4 protein-coding genes are annotated in these 16,787 nt (G+C 33.5%); 2 read left to right on the forward strand and 2 right to left on the reverse strand.

What is annotated here, in order from left to right:
* Positions 1 to 148 precede the first annotated feature (148 nt).
* Positions 149 to 6,913 (reverse strand): autotransporter-associated N-terminal domain-containing protein, encoded by a 6,765-nt coding sequence (locus ACO409_RS02465; protein WP_485554511.1) that lies wholly within the window; start codon positions 6,911 to 6,913, stop codon positions 149 to 151.
* Between the two features lie 293 nt (positions 6,914 to 7,206).
* Positions 7,207 to 14,271: an autotransporter-associated N-terminal domain-containing protein gene (locus ACO409_RS02470; protein WP_485554513.1), complete on the reverse strand. Its 7,065-nt coding sequence runs from the start codon at positions 14,269 to 14,271 to the stop codon at positions 7,207 to 7,209.
* A gap of 237 nt (positions 14,272 to 14,508) precedes the next feature.
* Between ACO409_RS02470 and ACO409_RS02475 the strand changes: the two genes are divergently transcribed.
* Both ACO409_RS02475 and ACO409_RS02480 read left to right on the forward strand, forming a co-directional pair.
* Positions 14,509 to 14,946: a Dps family protein gene (locus ACO409_RS02475; protein WP_485554515.1), complete on the forward strand. Its 438-nt coding sequence runs from the start codon at positions 14,509 to 14,511 to the stop codon at positions 14,944 to 14,946.
* Between the two features lie 230 nt (positions 14,947 to 15,176).
* Positions 15,177 to 16,700, forward strand: coding sequence for a YifB family Mg chelatase-like AAA ATPase (locus tag ACO409_RS02480; protein ID WP_485554517.1), 1,524 nt, complete (start codon positions 15,177 to 15,179; stop codon positions 16,698 to 16,700).
* Positions 16,701 to 16,787: the final 87 nt, after the last annotated feature.

The following is a 16,787-nucleotide window of genomic DNA, read 5'->3' on the forward strand; positions in this document are numbered from 1 at the left end:
AATAAATTAAATTAAAAAGGGCTGCACTTCATAAAATTAGCTTTATGAAACAGCCCTTCTTTTTTAAAACAGCTTATTTTATACTAAATCTTATTTAAAAAATAGTATTAACTGTTTGTAAAAATTTAAAATTTAATAAGAAATAATACTAGTAGATAGCTCTAAATCCTATTCCACCTCTAACATTGCTTCCTTTAGTGTCGTATCCAGCGTTTACTGTTACACCAAATCTTGTATTATCAATTCCGATATTAAGATCAAACTTACCGTTTCCTCTTCTATCTTCTTTTTCTTTTTCAAGATTATACCATCCTGCTGTTGTATATCTTACTCTTGCTTGATTTCCACTTTGAAGTTTTCCAAGTTCATCTTCATAAGCAGCTGCAAGTCCAACAGTCAAGTTAGTTCTTACTGCTAACGGTTGAACATATTTAAATTCTACTCCAGCTTCAGGTTTAACTGAGAAGTAATCATTTCCTTTAACTTCAAGTCTCATTTGACCAGAATCTTCTTTTATGTTATTAAATCTTCCGTATTCCATCTTCAATGATCCGTAAGGTCTTAAATGTGTTCTTTCGCTCATTCTTATATCATAACCTAACTCGTTTTTAAGAGCAGCTCCATAAGAATTATAATTTGATTTTGCTTCAAATACATCATCTACTACCCAGAATTTACGTTTCATATTGTTAATTCCTGCAAATACATCTCCTGAAACTATCCATTGCAACGATCCGTTATAATCCTTCTTAGGTGACATTCTCTTGAATACACCTAATTTTAACATTGTCTGATCTTCTTTTGATTTTCCAATATCTTTGAACTTAAATCTATTTGTTACTGCTCCAGCATACCATCCAGTAGAGTTACCCATCTTGATTTTTTCATCTTCATGAATATATGCTACTCCATAAGCATTGCTTGTATAGTCAATAACTCCAGCTGTATCAGTATTGTATTCATCTCTCATACCAAATGCTTTGATCTTGTTATTTTGCTTAGATGGATTTCTCCATTCGTCTCTTAAATATTTGAACTCTTTGTCCAAAGTATTTCCAGTAGCATTTATTCTTTGTTGAGTATTTGAATATTGATGACCTTTCATTTCATCTACAGCTTGTGTAAATAATTCAGTTTCACCTTTACCTATTCCATTAAGTTTGTCGAATATTTGTCTTTCTCTCGATCCTAAACCTTCCACTCCATATCTTTGTTCAAGACCATCAAGGAAATTATATGAATTTTCATCTTTTTCACTTGTAAAGAAAGTATAAGGTATTTTTATCATATATAATTTTTCAATTGGTGTTGATTTTCCTTGTAAAGGTTGAGCAAGCCAAGTCAATCCTGCAGAATTAATATTCAATTTTGTTCCTGTCGTAGTAAGCGAAGATATTGCGCTGTTATAAGGATCAAGTATATTTGAACCTATTTCTATTGCTTTGGCATTAGTATATTTAGATGCTTCTGTACCAATAATCAAGTTTATGTTGTCAAGACCAACTAAATTACTTAATCCTTCAATAGGGTGTGTATAATTTACTCCTGAAGTATCAACATACATTCCTAATTCTGTTGCCTGTGCATTTGAAACAGAATTTTTGAAGTCTGCAAATTGTGGCAATGACAAGTCAAGAGTTGTCGCTCCTGCTGTTACATACGATGGTGTTGGACTAGCTACATTTGTATCAAGTCCTGCAAGTGCCACTTCTTTTCCATTGATTGTCAATCTTGGAGTTTTTGGCGGATTTTGAATAAGTAAAGTTCCTTTAGGAGTAACTATATATTTTTGGTCAGTAGAAGTTGCAGAATATACATTTGCTTTTGTTCCGCTTACATTTCCTGGAACATTCTTTTGTGAAAGTGCAGATGCTGCATCTTGATAAATTCCTATACCATCAGGTGAAGTAATCGAAATAGTTCCATAGTTCTTAATATATCCTCCGTTTACAGTAGCAACCCCTTTGATTCCTTTAGCTGATCCTGTTGACTTAATAGTTCCGTAGTTAATACCTTCAGCTCCGTGGTCAATATACATACCAGTTGCATTCTTACCTGAAATATCAATTGTTCCATGGTTTATTGCTTTTGATCCGCTTCCAACAGCATACATACCTATTGAATTTTCGTGAAGCACATTAATTGTTCCTCTATTTTCAATAAGCCCTTCATTTGAAATAGCTCCTGTAGTTTCATTATAATATCCTGTTGCCATACCAATTCCGTATTCCTTGCTAGCCACATTAGTTGAACCAACATTAATTGTTCCACGGTTAGTTGCACCAACTCCTGATGCACTTGTTCCTGTCGAATAAATACCAACATTTCCAGTACCGCCAGTCAAATCAATAGTTCCATAGTTTACAGCTTCTCCAGCCGCATAAATTCCATAAGATTTTCCACCAGTCGTTGTAATATTAGTATTACTAAATACTGAACCAGTCTTATCATTTGTATAAGCATATACTGAATCTGTTCCAATCGAAGCAGTCAAAGGACTACTTATAGGCCCTGTTCCATTTGCTCCAAGGTCAAGTTCTGTTCCAGTCTTTGAATCCACAACATAACCAAATGCATTAGTTCCAACAGTCATATTAGTTCCAGTATTACGAACAGTTGTTTTCAAAGAATGTGCCGCATCATCTGCAATAAATACCCCTACTGCCTGATTATTACCAACATTAATTGTTCCACCTATAAGATCCACATCTGAATGTACTGATGCTGCTTCTGAATCAGATGAACCTGTAGCAAATATTCCTACTCCATCATCTCCAACATTGATTGTTCCACCTGACATAGTTACTGTATTTGAAGCCCCATAAATACCGTAAGATTTCTTACCAACATTGATTGTTCCTGATGTAGATATGTCAGTATCTGCATCATTTGTAAACATACCAATTATCGGTGTAGATGTTGTTGTATCTGCAAGATCAATCGTTCCTTTATTATTAAGTTCTGAATGTATTTTACTTGGAATATAACCTGTCATTCCTTTTCCTGTAATAGCAGTTCCATACATTGCAACGCCTTCTTGCCCGCTTATAGTAATCTTACCTTTAGTATCATTAGTTGCAATTCCACCTTCAATAATCATACCAATAGCATTCTTACCTGTCATAGTAATTTCGCCATTATTAGTAGCTTTTGTATTAGCAATGTCATTTCTCAAATAATCTGCATTTGTTCCTGCTGCATCAACTGAATTATTTTTAGCATAAATTCCTAAAGAATTATCTCCATCAAGAGTAATCTTACCGTTATTCTTAACATCAACAATTCCAATTTTATCATTAATTAATGCTGTTTTTGTAGTTCCTGTTGTTCCAAATTTTTCATATACAACATTATTTTTACTGTCTATTCTATAAGAAAGCCCAAGAATACCAATACTGTCTTTACCACCAACGTCAACTGTTCCAGTAGTGTCATTATTTACTTCTGTTCCATTTGTAGCGTAAATTCCTACTGCATGGTCATTCGGTGTTAGCTTTTCAACTTCAATCTTTCCTTCATTATGTACTCTTCCGTAGTTTACATAAGCTCCAACTCCACCATTTCCGCTGTCTGTTCTGTCTACTGTTATTGTGGCTCCGTTTTTGACATTTACTCCTGTTGTTGTTGTATCTATGGAATTTTCACTTGCACTTACAGCCAATCCGACAGGAACTGTCAAATTACTATCAATAGCTGTAATTTGTGATTTATTTAAATGAGCCATTACTTTTGAACTTACATCTAAAATTGAATTTTGAATAAGTAATCTTCTCGTAAACACCTCACTATCTGATCCTGTAGTTGCATCAGATTTATCAATACCAGCACCATCAATATCAATTTTTGATTTATCTAAAACTGCTATTTTATAATAATTCTTTCCATTGCTGCTAGAAACATCTGTTGGATTAAGTCCAGAATATCCTAACAATGTTGCAGCAATTCCTGTTGTTTTTAAACTATTTGCATTTTTTATACTCATCAATATTGCATCATCTGATTGCATATCAACTGTTGATCCTGTTAATTTTACTGGTTGTGAAGATGGAGAAACAGAAGCATCTACCGAAAATCCTGTTGCTTCTCCTTTTAGTATTAGTTTTCCATTTGTTAATTTAATCTGTCCTCCATTTTTTGAATAAAGTGCATAACCTTTTCCATCATATTCTACTGTACCTTGATTTAAATTAACTTCTGATGAGGAACCTGTAGAAGCCACTGCTGTTCCACCATTCGTTACTTTAACATAATTATTTTTTGCCTCAATTATCGCACCACCATCAGCATATAATCCAAATCCTGCATAATCTCCTGTTTTCTTCTTGCTTCCATCTGCAGAACTTATTTCTACAATTTCTTTACCATTTATATCTATATTTTCAGAGGTTTGCTTATTTGCCTGGTCAATTACTACCTTTGTATTACTTCCTGTTGCATAAACTGCTCCAGAATTTTCTCCACCAAATTTTTCACCACTAGTATCTGTAACTGACTTTATTGGATCATTTGAAACACTTGCATTTTTCATACTCATACCATCTGATAGTTCTACATAAGCCCCTTTATCAGCATAAATTCCTATTGAATTTACTGTGCCTGTTGAAGTTATACTTTTAGCTGTTACTGTTTCAGTCGGAGTTGCGCCTGTTCTCTTAGATCCGGCAGCTGCTGCATATATACCAACATTTCCTACTCCATCAGTAAGAGTTATTTCACTCTTTGATATCACTTTCCCTTTATTTACACCTACTGCAATGGCTGTATTATTCTTACCTCTCTCTAAAAGCATAGTTCCATCTCCAAGATTATAAACAGCACTACTATTTGCTGAATATACTCCTACATTTCCATCTGTCTTGTCATATATTCTAATTTGATGTCCTTGTAAATCTAAACTTCCGTATGAATAAATACCTACTGAACCTTGAATATCCGTATTTTCTATTTTTTTAGTAATATATGAATTCTTTGAATAGTTTTTAACTGTCGTAGTTCTTCCATTCGTTGAATTTATATCATAATTAGTTATAGGTGTTCCTTGAGTAGATGTACTAGAAAATAACGTATTGGATGTTCCTGCAGTATCTCCAATATTTACAGCAAATGTCCCTTTTACATTGCTACTTGCAGCTTGGTTAGGAATAAAAAGACCTATATTTTTGTCTCCAAATAATTCTACCGGATTATAATCCGTTCCACTATTAATACTTGTACCATCTGTTTTTCCTGTAAATGATAACTCTAAATTTTCAGATCTTTTAACATAAACTCCTACCGAGCTTTCACCAAACATTTTAATTTTCCCTCTATTTATAAGAACTATAGGACGAGGCACTGAAGAATCTAAAAAGAACATAGCTGTTGTTTTTGTATAAGAATTCATATTTCCAGAATTGTACAATGTTTGTTGTCTTGGATCACTATTATCATTATGAGGACTATGATAAGCTACATTATCAGAAACGACAAATCCAGCATTAAATGCTTCATATTTCGTCGAATTTTCTTCATACGGCTGCAAGGTTATATCTCCTGTATTTATTACTACTGCTCTATGATGATTTCGTCTATCATGATCATAGCTATTTGTTATTGACAAGTTTGAACCTTCTCCTATTATAGTTCCACTATTTATCCAGGTTTGTGCATTTGATCCTGCAGTTGTTGCTGTTAAAGAATTTCCAGTTCCACTAAATACTGAAGCTGTAGTATAAGTTGAATTAATCTTAGACAATGCATCAGCATAAGAATTTAAAATTAAATTTTCATTAGGTAATCCATTTGTTGCTGATTTTAGACCTGCTAATTGATCATTAACATCTGCTCCACCATGCAAATCTAAATGAGCAAATTCTCCTAAAATTCCACTAGCGCTATTATTTCCTGTTCTTGAATAATTAAACTTTCCATTAGACAACATTGTCGCAGCTTTTAAATCATTACCAACTAATCTTTGAAAACCATTATACATAGGGGATACTGTTACTGGTGAAGTACTACTTCCTCTATTTGAAGATGGTAATGGTGATCCAGCAGTTATTGATACTCCATTAGCTATTACTGGCCCATTATACCATGCGTTTTTTCCTGTATAGTTTTTATAATAATATGTCCAACTATTTGCATTGTTCCTTTTTATATAAAAATCTCCTCCTGTAATAGCTACACCATCCATAACTCTTTCGTCATTTGGTTCATCAAAAGCTGGACCAGTATTATTCCCATTTGAGGTTGCCGAAATCGTAAAATTAGGTTCTTCTGGAATCACAGGTACTGCTACTTCAGGAGCTAACGGCTCTTTAACCACCCTTGGCTCAAATGATGGCAACCCAGTAATCGTTACATTCTTTTTAATATTTGGATTTACTTTTGATATTGATTTTGGTGTGATTGATGCGCTTATTGGTATTTCAGCGTTTGGTTCATAAGCAAATCTTAGGGTTGTTGTGTTGTTGGCAGTTTTTTCATCTACTGGTTTTGCTATGTATTTTTTTAGTGATTTGTCTCTTTGGTAGATTATGTTGCTAACTTTGTTCCCTTTTCCTTTGTAAGTGCTTCCCCAGTCGTTATAAAATTCGTTTATTCCGAACTGCCAGCTGCTCCAAGGGGATTTTACTACGTGATCTCCTTGTTCCATTAATTTTGTCAGTTCAAGGTTTGTATCTTTAACTAGCTTGTTGTTTTCCTTTCTGGCTCTTTTAAAATCTGTACGGATTTGACCAATTGAAGTGTTTATTTGGTTTACTTGGTTTTTTATACCCGTATCTTGTGTTGTAGCCAAACTTATGCTTGCAGAAAAAACAAGACCTGTCATCAAGAATGTGATTAACGCAGATTCTGTATACTTGAAATCTTTTGTTCTTTTTGCAAACGCACGCAAATCTTGCGATATTTTTCTAAGACTGTTGTTCATCTTTCTGTCTCCTTTTATTTTTATTTGTGATTATTTGTTCTTTTGGTTAATTTTCCCATCATCACTTCCTTTTTTCTCATAATAAGTGAAGATATATCCTTAACTAAATATGGATATATCTTCTAAAAAAAATAAATTGAGTATAACCTGCGAACATTTTTCACTTTTTCATTTTATCACATTTCAAAAATATTATCAATACATTTTTTTGAATTTAATTATATTTTTTACTGTTTTTTTTTTTTTTTTGTGATAAAATTATCAAACCACAAAGTTTTAACAAAGTTTTAGGATTAGTAAATTGCCCTAAATCCTATTCCACCTCTGACATTGTTTCCTTTAGTGTCGTATCCAGCATTTACCGTTACTCCAAATCTTGTGTTGTCAACTCCGATGTTTAAGTCAAATTTACCGTTTCCACGTCTATCTTCCTTTTCTCCTCTGATTCCAAACCAGTCAGCATTTGTATATCTTACTCTTGCTTCATTGTTTACATTTCCAACTTTTCCAAGTTCGTTTTCATAAGCGGCTGTCAGTCCGACAGTTAAATTTGTTCTGACTGCAAGTGGCTGAACATATTTAAATTCCACTCCAGCTTCAGGCTTAACTGAGAAGTAGTCGTTTCCTTTTACTTCTAATCTCATTTCTCCCGAATCTTCTTTTATGTTGTCAAATCTTCCGTATTCCATCTTTAACATTCCATAAGGTCTTAAATGAGTTCTTTCGCTCATTCTTATATCATAGCCTAGTTCATTTTTTAATGCAGCTCCATAAGAATGATAATTTGACTTAGCTTGGAATACATCATCTACAACCAAGAATTTACGTTTCATATTGTTAATTCCAGCAAATACATCTCCTGCGACTGTCCATTGCAATGCTCCATTATAGTCTTTTTTAGGGGACATTGTCTTAAATACTCCTGCTTTTAGCATTGTCTGATCTTCATCTGAATGTCCGATGTCGCTAAACTTGAATCTATTTGTTACAGCTCCTGCATACCATCCGCTAGAGTTACCCATCTTGATTTTTTCATCTTCGTGAACATAAGCTACTCCGTAGGCATTGCTTGTATAGTCGATGATTCCAGCTGTGTCAGTCTTATACTGATCTCTCATTCCAAATACTTTAATTTTGTTATTTTGCTTAGAAGGATTTCTCCAATCATGCTTTAAGTATCTAAATTCTTTGTCAAGCATATTTCCAGTTGCATTTATTCTCATTTGAGTGTTTGCATATTGGTGACCCATCATTTCGTCCATTGCTTGATAGAATAAAATTTCTTCGTTGTTTCCAATTCCATTTAATTTTTGGAATAATTGATTTTCTCTGCTTCCTAGTGCTTCTACACCATATCTTTGTTCCAATCCATCCAAGAAATTATATGTATCTGTAGGATTTACAGGTGATGCTTCATTTCCTGCCCAATATGTATATGGTATTTTAGCAAGGTAGGTATTTTCCATTGTTCCATCGTTTGAATTTTGTGCGACTGTTGCCATCCAAGTTAATGATCCTGAATAAATGTTCCATTTTTCAATTTGTGGATTAGCTCTAATTGTTGCATTGTATGGATCAGTTATTTTTGAATCCACTTGAATATATTTTGCAGTCGTATTTTGAGCAGCTTCAGCTCCCACAATTAAGTCAGCTTTTCTTAATCCAGTCAAAGAACTAAGTCCTGTAATAGGATTTGTGTACACTTTATTTGAAGTATCAATATACATTCCTATTTTTGATAGTTCCATTGGTTGAAATTCTTCTGCTGATGTTGTTGCTAATTCAGGTATTACTGGATTTCCATTTACAGTTATTGTTCCAACTGAAGATCCTCTAGGAACATCAATTTTTATTCCAGATATTGTTTTTGTCAAGTCACTCGCAGCATCCACTCCAATAACTGTCGCATCAGTCGAATCTGTCACACCATTAATATTGAATGTTCCATAGTTTTTAACTATCCCAAGATTAGCTCCTGAAGCATTTCCTTTTGATAAAATTCCTCTTGCATCTTCTGCAGTAATATCAATATTTCCGTGATTTTCAATTGTCGAACCATTTTTTACTACAACTCCGACAACTTTTTTCAATCCAGAACCATTCGATTTAATAGTTCCATAATTATATCCGTAAGCTCCGTTATCCAAGTAAATTCCAGTAGTTTCACTCGAATTCAAGTTTATCACAGCATTACGATTTGAAGCAGTACCGTTGTAAACCGTCGTTCCCGCTCCAGTTCCGTACATTCCAATACTTCCTTTTCCTGTAACATTAATAACACCATTATTTACAATATTTCCAGTATATCCCACTTTTCCAGCAGCCATTTCAGCAGCCGTTGGAGTATATCCAGCAGCCATTCCTATAGCATAACGATTATTTAATGAACTAATTGGATCAAAATACGATTCTCCAACCGTAATCGAAGCATTATTCGTAGCAGTTCCGCCAAGAGTACTATAAACTCCCACATTTCCATATCCTGAACCAAAATTAATGTTTCCGTTATTTACAACTTCTCCAGCAGAATAAACACCATAATTGTAAGAACCTGTAGAAGTCAAGTTTGTATTATTTGTAACTTGTGCTCCGGCTCTGTTGTCATTTGAATAAATATAAACAGTGTCATTTCCAAGATTATTAACGCTTCCAATGTTACTTATAATTTTATTTCCAGCAGAACCTGTTCCTTTTTCAGAAATAATTCCAAACGAATTATCAGCAATCGTCATATTTGCTCCAGAACCTGCAGTTACAGTTTGATTATCTCCATCCACATAAACTCCTGCAGCCTGATCTGTCCCAACATTTATCGTTCCACCAGTCAAGTCAACATTTCCAGCAGTACTGAATATTCCAGTTCCCGCATCGCCAACATTAATATTTCCACTATTTTCAACTTGATGTCCATAAATTCCAACAGAATATTTTCCTATAGTAATATCTCCACTATTTGTAATTTTGTTCCCATTTTTAACATAAATCCCAACACTAGCTTTTTTACTAGCAGCATCCAACGGATTTGGCAAAGTAATATTTCCACTATTTCTAACTTCTACACCTTCAGAAATAATTCCATATCCCGCATTTCCAGTAATATTTCCTTGATTGTTAATATCTCCAGCAGTTCCTTTTGCCAATATTCCAACAAGACCTTCCGTATTATTAACCGTGTCATTAAGAGTAATATTCATCTTGTTTGTCATACTAGATGTAGGCAATGTTGATTTATTATTCATAAAGAATGCAACTGCAGATGCTGTAGGTGCTCCAGAATATTTTAGTTCAAAATTTTTGTTATCATTCAATGAAGGATTATCTCCTTCAATAAATATACCAGTTCCTCTATCCTTAACTTCCACTCCATAATCAGTTTCAAATGTAACTTTTGTATTGTCTGCATAAACACCAATGCCATCATTTCCAGTAGCTACAATATCCGAACTTCCTGTTCCATTAAGTTTTACTTCAGGCCCACCAAATTGCAACATATTAGCAGCTCCAGCAGGTGGTACAACTTTCGATACAATTCCAACCGAATTATTTCCACTTAATACAATTTTACCTGCATTTCTAATACTTCCGTGGCTAGTTCCTGCTTTCCCAACTTCAACTCCAGCAGCAGCTCCAGTAATAGTATTCAATTCTCCATACAATCCTATTCCATTATTTCCATTTACAGTAATTGTACCTTTATTTTCAACTTCTAAAGTTTTATCTGTATTTGAAAGTGTCCCATTTGCAATTTTAGCATCAGTTCCATAAGTTTGAAGTTTATTAGCCGATGTAAATGCAGCCATTCCAACTCCAGTTCCTGAAATAGTAATATTTCCATTGCTATCATTCAATAACTTGCTTCCATTTACTCCATACACTCCAAGCCCATTATCCACAGCAATTTTATTTTCATTTGTTATTTCTCCAAAACTTGTACCAAGCGCAATTGTAGAAGGCGAACCTCCTGTTATTGATACATTTCCTTGATTTACATAGCCAGTTTGAGTATTTGAAGTCGCTCCTGAGTCAGATCCAACAATCATTCCTTTACCTGAAGTTGAACTTATTGTAACACCAGGCTCAATATAAATTTTTTCTCTAACAAATTTTATTTTGTCAAATACAGGCGAATTATCTAAATCAACGCTTTGTTGTATCGAATATTCTCCATTTTTATAATACACTTTATAGTCAGCTCCCGGGCCTATTGTCAAGTTTCCTCTATTTATTTTCAAGTCATCCTCAACACTCTCAATAAGTCCAGTAGGTCCTGTCCATTTGTTATCATTTACAGTTCCGCCTTCTGTAACTCTTAATATTACACCATTTCCTGTAACATTTACTTTTACATTCTGCATTCCTGTATATTTTTTACCTGCTGTTGCTGCGGCATTTGCAGGATCTGATGAATCTTCAGCTGCATAATCAGTTGCTGTTCCTGGCATAAGTATACCATCTGAAATAGAAATTTCTGTTGCTCCCTTAAAGTTTATATTTGAAGAAGCGTCTGCTAAAAATGGTACTACTCCGCTATAATTATCGTTAGGATTTCTTTTTTCAGTTTTAATATCTCCTCCACCAAAATGGATTTGTCCTCCATTTTGAGCTACTAGCCCTCCATCTTTTGCTGATTCCACGAGATTGCCAGTTCCTTTAAATTCAACTAATGAATTTGCACCGTCAGCATATCCTGCCATTCCATGAATTTTTACATCCTTTTCAAATGTAATTGTACTTCCTGCCTTTGCATATCCACCAATATTTTTATATAAATAAGGCTGCGTTGCTGCATCTGAAGCTGCCCATTCATCTATTGCTGTAGCTTTATCCTTCAAAGTAATTTTAGAATTTGTATCTGCATAAGCAATTATAGATCCAAATCCTTTTGCGTCTGTAGTCTTTTCAGCTGTTATTTCACCTTTGTCCTTAGCCACATAAGCCACTGGGAATGATTCTACCTTTGTTGTAGCTCCTACAGGTGTATAGTCTTTATATCTGGCAGACATTACAACATCCTGGCCAATATTAATCTGACTTCCTTTTCCTTCAAATCTCTGTACTTCAGAAGAAGTCATTCTATGATCTGTATTTTTCCATTCACCTGATGCATAAGCAATAACCGTACCTGTAGCCACTTCATTTGCAGTATCATCATAAGAAGCTTTCAACGGCGATGTTCCTTCATAATCCTTTATAGGCGTAGTCATAATTGGTACTGTTGTAGTATCTGTTTTCCCTGATATGGCATTTCCACTGTTATCTTTTACAGCAGTACTATGTGAATTTAGAGGCATAGCCACATCAATTACAGTCCCTCTTTCAGAGGCTATCATAACTCCATTTTTTGAATTTTTACCAAATGTTATATCAATGTTGTTTATTTGTAATGAATGTATAGGATCATCTTCATAATTTATACTTGATCCGGCAGCTCCTAAATCTGTTTTTGTATTAAATTTAGCAACCTGTCCATTTATAGTTTCCTCACCTCTTTGTCCTGATCTTGAATATATTCCAATATTATTTTCTACCACTTTTGTTGCATCATTATTTCCTATTCTTGCTCTGGCATCAATTTCTCCCTGATAAATACCAATTACTGATTTTCTCCAGTTTGGATCATTAGTAGGGTATACGTTCATACTGGCTGCTGAAGTATCATCCATTTTATCATTAAAAAGAAGTACGATATTTCTATCACCATTTATTATAGGTGCTTCAGTAAGTTTTATAGTTGGCGTCATACCTGTCTGATGTTTATCCTGAACAACTCCTTTACCTACAAAGTTATTCCAGTTAGGAACATATCCATAACCTGAATAAACTATATTTTCATTTCCTGTTATATTATATTTTCCACTACTGTCTATCTCATAGGATCCCTGATTTCCCAGTACTGAATAAACTATATTTTTATCAGTTTTTATATCAGCATTTACTTTACCGGTAAATCCACCACGCTGATGTCTAGCTCCATTATTTTGTGTAGCTACTATACCATAGCTTCCTGGGTAAATAAGAAATATTGTATTTTCATTTCCACTTCCTGCTACTCCTGGAACTGATTCAATATTTATTTTAACTTCTTTTCCAGGTGTATTATCAAATTCCATCTTTCCTGCCCACCATGTTTCAAGTGAAAGGAAAGCAGCTTTTCCATATAAATGAGCTTTAACATTTGAAAGTTTTCCGTTCCAAACTGTATGTATTCCTAATGCTCCTTCATGACCTCCATCTGTTGTTCCAGCATTTCCTATATTTCCTGCTAGATATAAATCAAAGTTTTGAGCTTGAAATTTATTTTGTGGAGCAGGTTTCGCTCCTAATCTATGACCACTGTTAAAGTATAGCAATGCTCCTGTTCTATTTGTCACTCTTCTGCCAATATTTTCTTTAGTATATCCATTAGGCAATGTAGTGTTGTCTACTCCAGAAGCATTAACCAGCCCATTTGTGTTGTATCCTGTCCAGAATGTGTGTCCTTCTCCATTGGTAATTCTAGAGCTTGAAGGTGTATATCTTACATCCTCATCATAAGAAGTTGGAGTGATCAATCCTAATGTACCATTTTGAAACGAAAAGTCCACAAACGGTTTTGCACTAGGTTGTGGAAGATTTACTTGTACCACAGGTGGATTAGGTGTAGGTATTGTCAAAGTAGCAGGAACTACAGTTGGTATACTCAAAGGAGCTAATACTGGTGCAGCAATATTAATATTTGGTGCAGCAACAGGACTTTTATGTACATCTTTAGGTTTAATTGAGGCATCTATATTTAGACTTGCCACAGGCTCCTGTCTTTTTTCCGTACTCGAAATTCCATATCCTTTTTCATAGCCAAATCTTCCGCTAGTTGTAGCCGATTTAGGATTTCTTGATTTACTTAATAAGCTATAATTTGAGCTTAAAGGAGATGTTGATCTCTCAAACCTGTTCTCACTTCTCTCAAATTTACCTTCATAAGGATATTTTTCAGATTTATCTCCTCTTCCTTTGTATGTCCCTCCCCAATTGTTATAAAATCCATTAATTCCATATTGCCAACTACTCCAAGGCGATTTGACCACATGATCTCCTTGCTCCATTAACTGAATTAGCTCCAAGTTTTCCTTTCTTAGAAGTTTTTCATTTTCATTTCTGATTTCCTGAGCTTGATGATGTATATCTTTTATAGATGTAGAAATTGTTTGTTTCTGATCTCTAATATTCTTATCTGTTTCAGCAGAAAATAAATTATTTGAAATATTCACCGCTCCTGTAATCAAAAATGTAATTAATGCAGAATCTGTATACTTGAAGTCTTTACACTTTTTGGCAAAAGCACACAAATCCTTCTTTGCTTTTCTCAAATTGTTAGTCATCTTTTTTCTCTCCTTTTTTTTTGCTTATATTTTTATTATTCTGAAAATCTCTTAAATATTATATCACAAAACAAAAAAAAATCAACATTTTTTTCATCTCATTCAAAATAATTTTAATTTCAAAATTATAATAATTATATTTTTAAAATAATTATAAAAAATTGTTGACAAATAAATTTATTTTTGATATAATAAATTTGTAATCAATACAAATATATAATTTAAGGAGTGATAAAAATGTCAAAAACAGTTGAAAAATTAAATCTTTACTTAGCAAATTTGAACGTACTATACAGAAAAGTTCAAAACTATCATTGGAACATCGTTGGTTCAGGTTTCTTTTCAGTACATGCAAAATTAGAAGAATACTACAACGGATTAAACACACAAATTGATGATGTAGCCGAAAGAATCCTTGCAATAGGTGGTCGTCCTTTAGCAACATTAAAAGACTACTTAGCAGTTACTACTATCAAGGAAGCTGAAAACAAAGAAATCTCTATTGCTGATGCAGTTGCCGACGTAAAAAAAGAATTTGAAGCAATGCTAAAATTAGTAAAAGAAGTAAAAGAAGCTGCAGATTCAGAAAACGATTACGGAACATCTGCACTAGTTGATGAATACATCAGCACTTACGAAAAAGATTTATGGATGCTAAACGCATACTTAAAATAACGTTTAACAATAGAAAAACTTTACAAACTTATTAAATTGCCTATATATACTTTAGAGAGGAAATCTTTTATAGATTTTCTCTTTTTTTATATACTTAATTCAAGCTGCTCTGCTTATGTTGCAGAAAAATGTCGTAGACTAGCCATAACATGTTGGATAATTTTTTTATTGAAATCTTATTTAAAAAATGTTATAATAAATTATTAACAAATGATTAAAAGGTGGGAGTTATGGCAATAAGTTTATTTAGCTGCAGTTATTTGGGAGTTGATACCTACGTTGTAGAAGTGGAAGTTGATCTTTCCAGAGGACTGCCTGTTTTTAATATAGTTGGAATGGGAGATCAGGCGATTTCCGAAAGTAAAGAGCGGATTAGAAGCTGCTTTAAAAATGTAGGATTTGAATTTCCAGTCAGACGTGTACTAGTAAATTTATCACCTGCAAATATTAGAAAAAAAGGAAGTCATTTTGATTTAAGCATATTTTTAGGCATCCTAGCCAACACAGGACATATTTCAAATATAGAAATATTAAAAAAGTACTTAATCCTAGGAGAAATTTCTCTAAACGGAAAAATAAAATCAATAAACGGAGCAATAAATGCTACAATTTTAGCAAAAGAAACCAATTTTATAGGTGTTATCGTTCCGATGGAAAATTATAACGAAGCAAAATTAATTTCAGGAGTAGAAATTATTCCAGTCGATGAGATTAGCGAACTTTTGGACTTTCTGGATGGAAAGACTGATATAAAAACATTGCACAAAAAAGCTGACAAAATAGATAATTCAAAACTTGAAAAAGAAAAAAATTCAGAAGAAATTATTGATTTTTCTGATGTAAAAGGTCAATTAATGGCAAAAAGAGCTTTAGAAATCGCAGCAGCTGGTGGACACAACGTATTTTTAATAGGAGATCCTGGCTCAGGTAAATCAATGCTTGCCAAAAGATTCAATACTATTTTGCCTGATATGCTCGAGGAAGAAATAATCGAAACAACCAAAATTTACAGTATTTCAGGAATGTTAAGCCAAAAAGAGCCGATAATCCGCAAAAGACCATTTAGAGCACCTCATTATTCAGCCACACAAGTTGCACTTGTAGGCGGAGCAAACAGAGTCGGAGAAATAACATTAGCACTAAATGGAGTATTCTTTCTGGATGAAATTGGAGAATTTGAAGGAAAAACGCTAGAATCACTGCGCCAACCCTTAGAAGACGGAAAAATAGTCATTTCCAGAGCAAATTTTAGCGTAACTTATCCTGTAAAAAATATTACAATAACAGCTTCCAATCCGACTCCAAGCGGATATTTTCCCGATAATCCACTATGCAACGACAGTTTAAAAGAAATAAAACGTTATCAAAAAAAATTCTCAGGTCCTCTTCTCGATCGAATGGATCTATACGTCGAAATGCATCAGCTAAAAAAAGATGAAATCTTTGACGAATCCCTTTCAGAAAAGTCAAAAGATATCCAAAAAAGAGTAATAAAAGCCAGAGAAATTCAAAAGCAACGATTTAATTCAAATACATTAAACAAAGATATGAACAAAAAGCAATTAAACAAATATTGCAAAATCGACAAAGAAAGTCAAGAAATTATGAAAGCCGCTATTGATAATCTAAAATTATCAGTCAGAATGTTTGACAAAATATTAAAAATTTCAAGAACAATAGCAGATCTAGACGGACAAGAAAACATAAAAAAAGAGCATTTGCTAGAAGCTCTAAATTATCGAAAAAAACAATAATTTTATTCAAAAACAAGGGGTCTTAACCCCTTGCTAAAATAACTTTCACTTAATCCTATTTAAAACTAAACTCAAAAATTATAACTA

Source organism: Leptotrichia sp. (assembly GCF_057270615.1).

What these genes read in the sequence shown, in the direction of transcription:
- ACO409_RS02465 (WP_485554511.1), bottom strand. Translation starts at nt 6,913, where the DNA reads ATGAACAACAGTCTTAGAAAAATATCGCAAGATTTGCGTGCGTTTGCA.
- ACO409_RS02475 (WP_485554515.1), top strand. Translation starts at nt 14,509, where the DNA reads ATGTCAAAAACAGTTGAAAAATTAAATCTTTACTTAGCAAATTTGAAC.
- ACO409_RS02470 (WP_485554513.1), bottom strand. Translation starts at nt 14,271, where the DNA reads ATGACTAACAATTTGAGAAAAGCAAAGAAGGATTTGTGTGCTTTTGCC.
- ACO409_RS02480 (WP_485554517.1), top strand. Translation starts at nt 15,177, where the DNA reads ATGGCAATAAGTTTATTTAGCTGCAGTTATTTGGGAGTTGATACCTAC.